The 12473-nt window shown below is 42.8% G+C and carries 9 protein-coding genes and 2 tRNA genes; 6 read left to right on the plus strand and 5 right to left on the minus strand.

Annotation, left to right across the window (positions count from 1 at the left end):
• Positions 1-235 precede the first annotated feature (235 nt).
• Positions 236-1753 carry an ammonium transporter gene (locus tag HXT36_RS05055; protein WP_119529083.1) on the minus strand — a complete coding sequence of 506 codons (1518 nt, stop codon included), beginning with the start codon at positions 1751-1753 and terminating at the stop codon, positions 236-238.
• 121 nt (positions 1754-1874) lie between these two features.
• Positions 1875-2996: a signal recognition particle-docking protein FtsY gene (gene ftsY, locus HXT36_RS05060; protein ID WP_421778680.1), complete on the minus strand. Its 1122-nt coding sequence runs from the start codon at positions 2994-2996 to the stop codon at positions 1875-1877.
• A gap of 205 nt (positions 2997-3201) precedes the next feature.
• Between ftsY and HXT36_RS05065 the strand changes: the two genes are divergently transcribed.
• Together HXT36_RS05065 and HXT36_RS05070 are read left to right on the plus strand one after the other, a co-directional pair.
• Positions 3202-3465 (plus strand): mycoredoxin, encoded by a 264-nt coding sequence (locus HXT36_RS05065; RefSeq protein WP_016635485.1) that lies wholly within the window; start codon positions 3202-3204, stop codon positions 3463-3465.
• 59 nt (positions 3466-3524) lie between these two features.
• Positions 3525-3597: transfer RNA gene (locus tag HXT36_RS05070), tRNA-Lys, on the plus strand.
• A 164-nt stretch (positions 3598-3761) separates the two neighbouring features.
• On the opposite strand, the gene HXT36_RS05075 is transcribed toward HXT36_RS05070, so the two are convergent.
• The 3 genes from HXT36_RS05075 to HXT36_RS05085 all read right to left on the minus strand — a co-directional run bounded on the left by HXT36_RS05075 (position 3762) and on the right by HXT36_RS05085 (position 7226).
• A complete protein-coding gene (locus HXT36_RS05075) occupies positions 3762-4208 on the minus strand; it encodes an RbsD/FucU family protein (protein WP_004131125.1) in 447 nt (148 codons plus the stop codon).
• Positions 4209-4483: 275 nt separating this feature from the next.
• Entirely contained in the window at positions 4484-5920 is a 1437-nt protein-coding gene (locus tag HXT36_RS05080) for a DUF4032 domain-containing protein (RefSeq protein ID WP_421778681.1), read from the minus strand.
• A gap of 178 nt (positions 5921-6098) precedes the next feature.
• A complete protein-coding gene (locus tag HXT36_RS05085) occupies positions 6099-7226 on the minus strand; it encodes an ABC transporter ATP-binding protein (protein ID WP_421778682.1) in 1128 nt (375 codons plus the stop codon).
• Between the two features lie 348 nt (positions 7227-7574).
• Between HXT36_RS05085 and HXT36_RS05090 the strand changes: the two genes are divergently transcribed.
• The 4 genes from HXT36_RS05090 (at position 7575) to HXT36_RS05105 (ending at position 12470) form a co-directional block, all read left to right on the plus strand.
• Positions 7575-9344, plus strand: coding sequence for a serine/threonine-protein kinase (locus HXT36_RS05090; protein ID WP_421778683.1), 1770 nt, complete (start codon positions 7575-7577; stop codon positions 9342-9344).
• Positions 9345-9428: 84 nt separating this feature from the next.
• Positions 9429-10364, plus strand: coding sequence for a DsbA family protein (locus tag HXT36_RS05095; protein ID WP_421778684.1), 936 nt, complete (start codon positions 9429-9431; stop codon positions 10362-10364).
• Positions 10365-10471: 107 nt separating this feature from the next.
• Positions 10472-10548, plus strand: a tRNA-Thr gene (locus HXT36_RS05100).
• 464 nt (positions 10549-11012) lie between these two features.
• Positions 11013-12470, plus strand: coding sequence for a G5 domain-containing protein (locus tag HXT36_RS05105; protein ID WP_421778685.1), 1458 nt, complete (start codon positions 11013-11015; stop codon positions 12468-12470).
• The last annotated feature ends 3 nt before the right edge of the window (positions 12471-12473 follow it).

The following is a 12473-nucleotide window of genomic DNA, read 5'->3' on the forward strand; positions in this document are numbered from 1 at the left end:
GGCCTATTTAACGCCTTTTCATGCCTTTTTGGTAATTGAATCATTTATCTCGAATTATGCAATCGCTATCATAAAACTTTTTGAATTGCAAACTGAATATGATTTCAAAAAAGTTATCCGCAGGATATCCACAAAGTTATCCCCCATTTGTGGACAACTTTTATAGATATACACAGCAACACGCCTAAAATGTGGATAACTAAAAGTTTTATCCACATTGCGCAATCCGAGTGTGTCACATTTGCGTCTTGTCTTCAGCGTCAATCGCAGATTTTTCTTGAGCAATACCAGAAAAATCGTACGCGCGCTCACCTTGATCCGCTAAATCAACGCCCTTACGCTCTTTAGCCTCCGATATTCTCCAACCAAAAAGCTTCTCTAATCCAAACGCAAGCAACGCACTAACAGCTCCAGAATAAAGAATCGTGATTGCAAGAAGGCATATTTGCGCAATTAGCTGATGCCAATCGCCAGTAGAAAGCAATCCGCTTGCATCCGCAAATAATCCAACAGCTAAAATGCCAATAAAAGCGGCAATGCCATTTACGCTTACAACGTGTAGCGCACCATCGTAGCGAGTAAAAGTCTTAGAATGCGTAGCAAGGCATGTAACAACTCCAACAATCGCACCCAATACAACCGCCCACAAAGGCGCTATAACGTCTGCAGCGGCAGCACTAGCAGCCAAACCAGCCATGATTCCACTAGCTGCACCAACGGCACTAAAGCACCCCGAGCGCAAGCGTTCCGTAACGCCCCAAGCGAGCATAGACGCAGACGCTGTAATAGTTGAGCTAACCCACGCGTACCCAGCAACCCCTGGAAGACCTACAGAAGAACCAATCATTAAGCCAAGCCAGCCAAACCAAATGATGAAAATTCCAAGAACAACAAATGGAACATTGTGCGGAGCGCGTGCAGAAACATTGGCAAAATTGCCATTAGCCACAAGCTCGCTAGCGTTTTCTAAGGAAGAATCGCCCTTAGCTTTAGAATCATCGCTAGAAGCAGCAGAATCATTAGTCTTATTAGACTTTGCGACTTCCATCAAAAGTGCGCGAACTAAATTGCCCTTGTGCTCCGAATTTGCGCCACCCAAAGTCGCAAAAGACTTGGTATGCAAAACAAAATTCTTAAGAGGAAAATGAGCATGACCGCCAATAATAAGCACAATTGCTAAAGCCGAAACTGCCGCAGCTACGTGCAACAAAGATCCGCCTGCAAAATCATGAACCTGGATTCCAAGAGCCTGAGATATAGCGCCATTTGGCGAAAGCAGCCCTCCTCCGCAAACCATGTGCGCAAGAGGTGCAAACACAAGCGTTACCCAAACAGCAACGAATATTAGCCAAATCGCATAGCGCACACGACCAGCAAGCGCTCCAGTTATAAGAGCCACAGCAACAACCGCGCACGCAAGTCTAAATGCCGCTGGAATTCCGCCAGCAAGACCAGTGTTTGCGTCCATCGAAGTAAAAATGCCATGATCTGCCACCATTGAATCGCGTAGCAGCAATCCGCTTACAGGGTCTCCAACAACGCCGCCAATCATGTCTTTGCCAGCAAAGGCCATTGACCAGCCCCAAAGCGTCCAAACTATGGTTGTTACCGCAATTGCACCAGCGGAAAGCATCATCATATTAACCATTGATGTTGCGCGCTCACGGCCACCATAAAACAGTGCGATTCCTGGCGTAATTATAAACACTAATGCGGCAGCTAGTAACGCCCATTGCGGATCCATTGCGGTCATTTTTCACCTCACAAACGCAACCATCGGTGGTTGCAATTTAATTTATATTCTAATCAACTCAAGCTAAAAGTTACTAAAGCAAAATTACTTAATCTAAACTGCGACTAAAGCTAAAAGCAACTCAAGCCAAAATGCCGTCTACAAAACTTTCTGGATCAAACGGAGCAAGGTCATCTGGACCTTCTCCTAGCCCAACAAGCTTTACAGGAACTCCAAGCTCGCGTTGAACAGAAATCACAATTCCACCCTTTGCGGAACCGTCTAACTTTGTTAGCACAACGCCCGTAATTCCAATAGCTTGAGCAAAGACTTTTGCTTGAGCCATTCCATTTTGGCCAGTTGTAGCATCAAGAACTAAAAGCACTTCGTCTACAGGAACAGTTTTTTCGACTACGCGGCGGATTTTGCCAAGCTCTTCCATAAGATTTGCTTTATTTTGCAACCTTCCAGCCGTGTCTACAATCAAAACGTCTGCGTTTGCTTCTTTGGCAGCCGTAGCGCCATCAAAAGCCACGGAAGCAGGATCTGCTCCATCTTTTTGACTACGCACAACTTTAACGCCTGCAGCATTTGCCCAAGTTTCAAGCTGATCGGCAGCAGCCGCGCGGAAAGTATCGGCAGCAGCAAGAATTACAGAACGATTTTTAGAAACCATTAGTCGCGCAAGCTTGCCAGCAGTAGTGGTTTTTCCAGTGCCATTTACGCCAACCATCATAATTACGCTTGGCTTATTTGCATCTTGCAAATCTGCTTTTAGACTTCTATCTGCTTTGACTCCAACAACATCCAGCAGTTTTGCGCGCAATGTTTCGCGAACCTCTTGCGCGCTGGCAGCATCAGAAATCCTGGCGTCTTTTTTAAGCGACTCAACCAACTCTTCGCTTGCTTGAGCGCCAACATCTGCCATTAAAAGCGTGTCTTCTACATCTTGCCAATCATCTTCACTAATATTATCTTTGCTTAAAATGTTAAAAAGCGCGCGTCCAAAAGGATTTTGACTATTCGCAAGCTTGCCTCTAAGCCTAGCCATTCTAGACGTTGCATTTTCTGGCAATTGCGCGCTAAAATCGCCATTATTTTCAGCGCTACTAGACAATGGGTCTTCTTTGCTAGTAGGTATTACTGGGCCATTCGATTTTCCAATAATTCGCAAAACAACAGCTACCGCCACTAAAGCAACAGCTAAAATAACTGCGCCAACAGTAAACCATATAACCAAATTTAAGTCCATAACCATGTTCATATAATAAGCCTATGAAATTAAAGGGACACATTAAAGGGAATTTGCTCAAATTTTAGTTAAAATTGTTGATTATTCGCAAAAATTACACAAATATTAGTGTTCTAATACAATGATTTTACAGACCATTATGAGTGCAAATTTATGCTACATTTGCAAGCCACTTTAATGGCCACTTTACAATCAAACTGAATTGGGGTGATAGTTTATGGAAAATTTGCCATTAGTCAATGTTTACGGAGCCGATTGGTGTGGCGATTGCATTCGCGCAAAGTCCGCGCTTAACCAGTTTAATGTTGCTTTTACTTGGCACAATATTGAGTCCGAAGACGGAGCTGCTCAAAAAGCTGTTGAGATTAGCGGTCAGAAGCATATTCCTGTTGTGACTTTTAGCGACGGCAGCTTTATGGTTGAGCCATCTGCAAGTCAAATCAAAGATAAGCTTATGCAATTAGGACAACTTGCAAACTAACACGCCAACATCAAAGAAGTTGGATTAGTCTACAAAATGTAGTACACTAAGCATTTGTTGCCCCTTTAGCTCAATTGGCAGAGCAGAGTCCTTTTAAGTCTTGGGTTGTGGGTTCGAGTCCCACAGGGGGCACAAAATAAGCACTGCACGTAGCAGATGGTTCTTAAATTCCAAATCATCTTGTTACATGCAGTGCTTTTATGCTATAACACTTAGATTTCTATATCTCTACAAACAGATAACAAGCAAATAACAGATAAATAGCATATAAATATAAACTTATTTACCTATTTACGCTACTCTCCAGCAAACACCACGCCCTTACGCAGCATAATGTTAGCGTATTGAGCACGCTCACCCGTGGCAACAACACAATATGCCTTCTTTGCCTCATCGTAGAACGCAAATCTTTCAAGAGTTCCTAAAGTGCTTGCTCCACGTTTATCGTATTTAGCAATAATATCTTCATATTCCTTCCAGATTGGAGTTTCGCAAGGGTCTCCTGGAACAACTTCCATAAGTGTAGCTGGCTTATCGGTGTATTGATCGAGTGGCATCAACTTTAAGATTGCAGTTAGCAATTCCGAAGTTCCATGACCATCGCAGCGTACAACTATAGCGTCTTTTCCTACAGACTCAGTTGGAAAATTTCCATCGGCCAATACTAAAACATCTCCGTGGCCCATTTCGCAAAGAACCTTCAGCAATGCTGGAGGAATTATAGAATCTACACCTTTTAACATAATAATCTCCCTTGATTAATTGATAAATAACTATGATTAGTTGGCAATCATTGACAACTAACAAGAAAATTCTATCACCATTCACAAAAGAAATTAACAAAATTCCTAAAATAAATACGAATTATTCCACATTTCAAAGAGAATAATTCCACACTTCACTAAACAAAAGTAAAGCAGGTGCAAAGCAGGTGTAAAACAGATGTAAAGTAAGAAATCTCTTAAAACGCTATCAAAACAAAATGCTCACAAAAACACGCAAAAAGCTCACAAAAAGCTCAGCTTGCCCAAACACTTGCGTCTTGATCGTACTCGTCATCGTCATCACTCGCTGCAGCGGCAGGAGCAGCTGCAGGCACAGGCGTAGAATATGTGTACTCGTCGTCTACAACGCCAGAATCCGCATCCGCATTAATCGCAGCCAAAACGCGCTTATCCATCTTGTATTGTGGCAAAACGTTCTTAATATAGCTTGTTACAGCGTCTTGCATAGAAACATCATGCCCAACGCGTTCCGCCATAAACCAACGATGATCCAAAACTTCGTGGAAGAACTGCGCAGGCTGAATTTGCGATCTAAACTCAGGCGGAATCATGCGAACTGTAGGCTCAAACACTTCGCGCATCCAGTCTGTAGCAACAATCTCCAGCTCTTCGCCTTGACGCCATGTAGAAGTGCGGTACGCGTCTAAATCGTTAAGCAACCTACGAGCTTGATTTTCTTGCACATCTAAGCCAGTTAAGCGCAAAAGCTTTCTAGAAGCATATCCAGCATCCACAACTCGCGGTCTAACCAAAACTCTTCGCCCATCTTCGGAAGTCTTCATTTCAAGCTCGTCTACATCGAATCCAAGCTCATTAAGACGATTCACGCGGCGCTCAATACGCCACATCTCATCTGGACTAAACTTATCTACGTCTGTAAGTGTGCTCCAAAGCGAGTGATATCTGTCTACAAGCCTATTTCCAATGCTAATTTCGTCAACTTCTCCAGGCAAAAGCTGGCCAGAACTCAAATCCATTAATTCGCCGATTATATTTGTGCGAGCTAAGTCAATATCGTATTCTCGCTGACCTTCGGTAAGGCTTCCGTGCAAATCTCCAGTTTCCGCGTCCACCAAAAACGCAGTAAACGCGTCGGCATCGCGCAAGAATAGAACGTTAGAAAGCGAAACATCTCCCCAATAGAATCCCGAAAGATGCAAGCGAACCATAAGCACAGCAAGCGCATCAATTAAACGCTCCGCAGTATCTGGGCGCAAAGTTCTAGCAAATAGTGCTCGATAAGGCAGTGAGAATTTAAGATGACGAGTAACAAGCATTGCTTCAAGCGGCTCACCATTCTTATCTTTTCTACCAGCAACAACTGCTATAGGCTTAACTGTTGGAAGTTCCAGCTTGCGCAAACGTCTTAAAAGCTCATATTCGCGCTCAGCGACTTGACGAGTAATCTCCTTCATTGCGTACACTTCGTCGCCTACGTGCACAAAACGCACAACGTGCCTAGATATGCCTCGAGGAAGGTTAACAAAAAGATTTGTAGGCCATTGAGAAAGCGGCAGCTCCCAAGGAAGCATAAACATTTGAGGATTAGAGCTTGCAGCAGTAATCTTCAACGCTGGCGGTTCCGCAGAAGATACGGTCTCGCTAAGAGCAGAAACCGATGTTGCTTGCGCAGCACGCGGATCCATTAAAGGAGTTTCGTTCCATTCCATAAAATCTAGTCTACATGTAAAGATGAACGCAAATAATCAAATATAAATTAAATATAAATTAAAAACGGCTAAATCATGCAAAAACGGGGCTCGCCTAGCGAACCCCGCCATACCCTTATACAGAAATCTTGAGCGCTTAAAACAAGAATCAAACAAGAATCAAGCGCTCAAGAAAACGCTAGTTCAAACGCAACTCTGTAGAAGGTGCAAACAGGTGCATCTTGGATGGATCAATCTTAATCTTTACAACGTCACCAACCTTTGGAAGCGCACGTGGGTTCACGCGAATCGTTGTGAGCTTGTTCTGGTCGCTCATCATTGTAGATGCCTCTTCTGGAGAGCCATCGGTGATGATGTTTCCGTAGATGTAACCGTCGGAGCCAAGATCTTCCACGTTTACAACCTTCAAGGAGAAGGCGTTTGGATCGTCGGAAGTTGCCAAGCTTGCATCTTCTGGACGGAAGCCAACAATAATCTGATCCTTATCTTCCTCGGTAAGCTTATCAACAGCTTCTGCTGGAAGAGTGATGGAATCCTCGCCAATTTGAGCCTTGCCATCAACCACTGGATGCTGGTTAATGTTCATAGATGGGGAACCAATGAAGCCTGCAACAAACACGTTTGCTGGGCGGTCATAAAGCTCGGTTGGAGCGCCAACCTGCTGCAAAATGCCAAGCTTAATAACGGCAATGCGGTCGCCCATTGTCAAAGCCTCGGTCTGATCGTGCGTTACGTAAAGAGTAGTAACGCCGAGCTGACGCTGCAATGCTGCGATTTGTGTACGAGTCTGCACGCGAAGCTTTGCATCAAGGTTAGAAAGAGGCTCATCCATAAGGAAGACTTTTGGTTCACGAACAATTGCGCGACCCATTGCAACACGCTGACGCTGACCACCAGACAAAGCCTTTGGCTTACGATCCAAGTACTCAGTCAAATCCAAAACTTCAGCAGCTTTTTCAACGCGCTTGCGGATTTCTTCCTTGTTTACGCCTGCAATCTTAAGAGCAAAGCCCATGTTATCTGCAACAGTCATATGTGGATACAATGCGTAGTTCTGGAACACCATTGCGATATCGCGATCTTTTGGCTGCATTGTAGTAACGTCTTGACCACCAATAAGAATGCGACCCTTGTTAACCTCTTCCAAGCCAGCCAACATTCGCAGCGTTGTGGACTTACCGCAACCAGATGGACCAACGAGTACAAGGAACTCGCCATCCTTAATAGTCATGTTCAAATCATCAACCGAAGGCTTATCGTTGCCTGGGTAGATTCGAGTTACATGATCAAATACAACTTCTGCCATGATATTTTCCTTTCATCGGCAGGTACGTGCCGAACGATCCGTTGTGAAGGGTGTGCACCAAAGACCCCAAGTCCTACATCGGCGGCGTCAATCGTCCACATTTACTTACATGGTTCATTGAAGGTTCTCTTCGTTGAGCCATGATTCAATATATCATGTTTATTCAGTAAAAACAGCAAAATTACAGTATTTTCTAACACTTCGGCGTGTCGAGTATAAAAATCACGCATAAACAAAGGCTTATAAACACGATTACTTTTACAGTAGATATATAAACATTTGTTTATAAAATCGCGTGTTTAGTGTTAAAAAACAAATTGGCATAGCTGCACACTAACATAATGCATTATGGAAGATGTGAGCATGTTTGACTTGCGCTCTGGCCAAAATGTTGGCGGATACACGCTTATTGAGCGACTGGGCGGAGGCGCTATGGGCTCCGTTTGGCGAGTAAAAGACGACGGTGGCCATTTTTACGCAATGAAGATTTTGCGCGCATCAATGCTAGAAAACCAAGACGATGATTTGGAATCTGCAGAAGTTAGCAATCCGCAAGAGCAAGCAAGACTTAGACTTAGGCGCGAGGCGCTAGCTTTGCAAAAAATACACCACGAAGGCGTGTGCTCAATAGTAGACATGGAGCTTGATGCTTCAATCGCTTTTATAGTCACAGAACTTATTGACGGCCACAATCTTAAAGAAGACGTTGCAATTAACGGCCCATACGCTGGTGGCGATTTAGAACGACTTGCACACAAACTAATCGATGCCGTAAAAGCAGTTCATAGCGCGGGCATAATTCACCGAGATATTAAGCCTACAAACATAATGATTTCCACTACTGGCCCCGTTTTAGTTGATTTTGGAATATCTATGGGGCAGGGCGAGTCGCATGTTACGCGAACTGGCCTTGTAATGGGAACCCCTGGATTTATTGCTCCAGAAATCATTGAAGGCGGAGAATCGAGCGAACTTACAGATTGGTGGAGCGTAGCTGCCGTTCTAGCTTTTGCAGCAACAGGAAAGCCTGTTTTTGGAACCAAGCCAATAATGGCAGTTTTAGAAAGAGCAGCATCTGGGAACGCAAATCTTAATGGCCTTCCAATAAGAACAATGCAAGCATTCAAAAGCGCATTAAATCCTAAAAGAAGCGAAAGATGCACTCCCGAACAGCTTGAAAACGCAATTTTCCAAGATGCTATGAACCCTACAGACTGGCAGGATTCAAGCTACCCTTTTGAGCACAGCTTTAGTGGAGAAACTGTACCTAATAATGCAAAAATTCACGATTTTAACACGACTTTTCAAACAAGAACGCTTCCAGAAAACCCTAGAAAAATGTGGGTTTCTAAGAATGTTGACAATACAACTTTGTTACACTCTACAGAATCGGATTTAATAGACCCCGAGCCAACATCTTTACTAGACGCCACTAGCACATCCACTACCAAGGTATACGCAAACGGGTTAGAACAAGCTATAGAGCCAGAACAGGTTACAGAGCCAGAACAAATCGCAAACTCAGAACAAGCAACCAAAATTGCTGAGCCGCCTGAGTTAGATGAAAATCCGCATCCAAACGTAAATAAATACTTATTTCGCGGGCGAGTGGCGGCGGCTGTATTCATTACTCTTGCAAGCTTACTAGCTGCGATTTCTCCAATAGATGCGCTTGCTGCAAATCTTATTTTTATGCTAATTACAGCAACAATCGGATACAATGTTTGCTCAAGCGTACGCAGAAAACGCGCGAACGAATCCATTGGCGGAAAAGACGTATTCATAAGAATCGCTAGCATACCGTGGCATTTTATTAAAGCAATCGCATACTCGATTGAAAAAGTCCTAACTCTTGCAATAGCAGGCATTATTGGCGCATACGTGTATCCAATTTTAATACATGCATCTAGTCAACTAATCAAAGTTCAAGTTTGGTCAATTAGCGTGATTTTACCAACATACGCTCCAGATATTTGTTCGCCAACTTCAATTGGGTACATTATTGGATTTATTGCAGGATGGATTATTTCTTTTATATTGGGTAAAACTAAAATATTCGCCGTTGGAGCAGGGGCCATTTGCGGCGCGGGAAAATCGCAAACAACCGATGGCGATTAAGCCCGTTGATACCGTCAACTAGACTATTCTTTTAGATTAATTGACTTACGTATGTTATTTGTAAAAATCAGGGGAAGGATAGGCATGCCTAACAGTAGCAGAAGCGCGCAAAATCAATCAAATCAAAATCTTCAAGCGCGCAAAGCTAAAGAATTACGCCAACAAACAATCGTTGGAATTGTTGTTGTCATTTTAATTGGCATGATTGCAGCAATTGGAATTACAGCTCTTAACGCCACTAATGCGCAAAATCAAAAGAATGTCGAGCAAGCTCAACAAGCAAGACGAGATGTTAAAAATCTTACGACTAATCAAAAGCCTAAGTACGCAAACGAACAAGGCGGAATTTTAATCAGCAAAAACGGCTATAACACAACGGCTCCAAACGCTCCGACTATAGCGGTTTATGCCGATCCTCTGTGCCCAGGATGCGGTAATTTTAATCGCGATTCCGATCAAATGCTTATTGCAATGATGAAAGCTGGCCAAATCAACCTTGAGATTCACCCAATGTCGTTCTTGGATAGAATTTCTAGCGACCACTATTCAACACGCGTAACTGGCGCAATCGCATACATTTCTTCTAACGACGACAATCCTTCGCACTTACTTCAATTTATTAACAACATTTTTGCAGAAGACTTCCAGCCAGAAGAAGGCGACGACTACAAGCCTGTTAGCAACAAAAAGCTGATTGAGCAAGCCATAAACGCTGGCGTTAGCGAAGAAGTTGCAAACAAAGCATTCAACAGAAATTATCTTGATTGGCAAAACGCTATTAATGCCGATACACCAAATCGCAAGGCTTTGTGGAATGTTAGCGGATCAAATAAGGGAGCTATGACAACTCCTACAACCACTATCAACGGGAAGCTGCTTGATATGGTTGAGGTTGGCAAGAAGAAGCTTAGTACACCAGATGCAATTCTTAAGTCTATTGGATTAGACAAGTCTAAGGTTGGAGTTGAAGGTGTTATGCCAAAGGTAACAGATAAAGATCAGCCAAATCCTCTTGACTAGTTCTTGTTGATTAGTGTGTTGGTTCCAAAAGTTGCACTTGGCAACGGGTGCTGATACACTAATCAATGTTTTGCTCGCGAAGATTTTTAACTAGCGTGCAAGAACTCGCCTCCTTAGCTCAGATGGCCAGAGCGGCCGCCTTGTAAGCGGCAGGTCGCCGGTTCGATCCCGGCAGGAGGCTCCATTTTATAGGCGTTTTGCATAACAAAAACAATCTAAATTATAAAAATCCACTTGTATGCATATTATGAATCATAAGCATATAAAAAGTTTTTAGTAAATTTACAATAACAATAATAAGATAATAAGTCATAAATAAATTTATTGTATGACGAATCGTAAAGCTTACAAGAACAATTTATGCTGATTACTTCGCTTGAGTAAGTTCTCGGGAACCTTCCCCCAACTCAGGGTTTCCGAGCAAGAGGATGGAGCGTCCCCCAACCAGCTCCTCCTCATGGGGGCAGGACAAATCCCCTTCTCTCCTGCCCCCCTTTACCTTTTATAGTTTTATAGTTTTATAGTTTAAGATTGATTCTTCTTAACGCATTTTTAATGAGTTAGATAATATGCTTATAGTCTTATTTTTTGGCTGATTGCAATCATTGCTATAATTAAAATTCAGTTTTGCGTTGAAAGTGAGGTTGAATGGCACGCAGATGGACGCCTCAGCGGTTTGTAATAATGAGAAGACTACGCGTTTTTATATGCGTTCTAGCTCTTGTTATTTCTAGCACTGGGATTTTTGCACTTTCTGCGCGTAAATCTATTGCTTTAATCATAAATGGCAAAACTAAAGTAGTAACAACTTATGCATCTACTACACAAAGACTTCTACAAGAACAAAAAGTACCAGTTAAAACACACGACCAAGTTATTAGTACTTCAGGAGACATATTAGCAGATCACGCAACTGTTACCGTTAGAAGCGCTTATCAAACATCCATTACAGTAGACGGTGTAACAATACCATTTTGGACTGTTGCAACAAGCATTGATCAATTAATCGGATTCTTCCAAGCAAACGCAGACCATGCTGCAAAAATAACTGTTAATTTGCAAAACATTTATAACAAGCTTACTGGTGGACTTTCTATAAACAAAAAAGGACCAGTCACAGTTATTTGCGATAACAAAACAAGAGTTGTTCCAGACGGAACACTGCCAGCAAGCTCAATTCTTGATTCTTTAGGAATAGTCTTAGGAAAAGAAGACCAAGTAACTGTTAGCGAAGAAAACGGAAAAACTTTGCTTCGCATTCTTAGAGTAACGCATGGAAAAGAATCTAGAAACGTTGTTATTCCATTTAGCACTATAAACGTAAACGACTCAAGTCTTGCAATCGGAGCTAGAGTTATTAAACAAGCTGGCGCAAATGGCGAGCGCATAGATTTGTATAACGTGACTTATGTGGATGGCAAAGCTCAAAGTGCAACGCTAATAAAGCAGTCAATTGTTAAGCCGTCGATTGATCAAATTGTTGCAATTGGCGCAAAGTCTACTCCTAGAACACAAAACGAATCTAAGCCAAGCAAACGAATCAATAAACAAGAAGAAAACAAGAAACCAAATAATCAAACTCAATCGCAAAAAACAAACACGAATCAACAAAATACACAAAACAAGAGCGCACAACAGGGCGCGCAAAATCAAAACATTCAACAAAATAATAACAACAATCAGCAAAATTCTAAGCAAACTGCTGAAACTTCACAAGCTATAAAACAAACACCTGCACCAACACCAACCCCTGCACCCGCACCTGCACCCGCAGATAACCCAAACGGCATGGTTCATGCAACGCCCGAACAAGCAAAACTTTACGCTCAAGCAGCATGCGCACAACTTGGTTGGACTGGAGCAATGTGGGAAGACCTTGTTAAATTGTGGACAAAAGAATCGAATTGGCGCTGGAACGCAGAAAATAAAAGCTCTGGCGCGTACGGAATTCCGCAATCACTTCCAGCAGATAAAATGGCGAGCGCGGGAGCAAACTGGCATGAAGATGCATCAATACAAATAACGTGGGGCCTTAGTTACATTAGAAGTAAATACGGAAATCCTAGCGAAGCGTGGAAGCATTCACAAGAAATTGGATGGTATTAAAGT

Origin of the sequence: Gardnerella sp. DNF01144 (assembly GCF_049244245.1) — a bacterium.
In the GTDB taxonomy this organism is placed as follows: Bacteria; Actinomycetota; Actinomycetes; order Actinomycetales; family Bifidobacteriaceae; genus Bifidobacterium; species Bifidobacterium piotii.

Bases quoted from the DNA above. Each gene is read 5' to 3' on its own strand.
- HXT36_RS05095 (WP_421778684.1), top strand. From the start codon at position 9,429: ATGCCTAACAGTAGCAGAAGCGCGCAAAATCAATCAAATCAAAATCTT.
- HXT36_RS05105 (WP_421778685.1), top strand. From the start codon at position 11,013: ATGGCACGCAGATGGACGCCTCAGCGGTTTGTAATAATGAGAAGACTA.
- HXT36_RS05055 (WP_119529083.1), bottom strand. From the start codon at position 1,753: ATGACCGCAATGGATCCGCAATGGGCGTTACTAGCTGCCGCATTAGTG.
- HXT36_RS05090 (WP_421778683.1), top strand. From the start codon at position 7,575: ATGGAAGATGTGAGCATGTTTGACTTGCGCTCTGGCCAAAATGTTGGC.
- HXT36_RS05065 (WP_016635485.1), top strand. From the start codon at position 3,202: ATGGAAAATTTGCCATTAGTCAATGTTTACGGAGCCGATTGGTGTGGC.
- ftsY (WP_421778680.1), bottom strand. From the start codon at position 2,996: ATGAACATGGTTATGGACTTAAATTTGGTTATATGGTTTACTGTTGGC.
- HXT36_RS05085 (WP_421778682.1), bottom strand. From the start codon at position 7,226: ATGGCAGAAGTTGTATTTGATCATGTAACTCGAATCTACCCAGGCAAC.
- HXT36_RS05080 (WP_421778681.1), bottom strand. From the start codon at position 5,920: ATGGAATGGAACGAAACTCCTTTAATGGATCCGCGTGCTGCGCAAGCA.
- HXT36_RS05075 (WP_004131125.1), bottom strand. From the start codon at position 4,208: ATGTTAAAAGGTGTAGATTCTATAATTCCTCCAGCATTGCTGAAGGTT.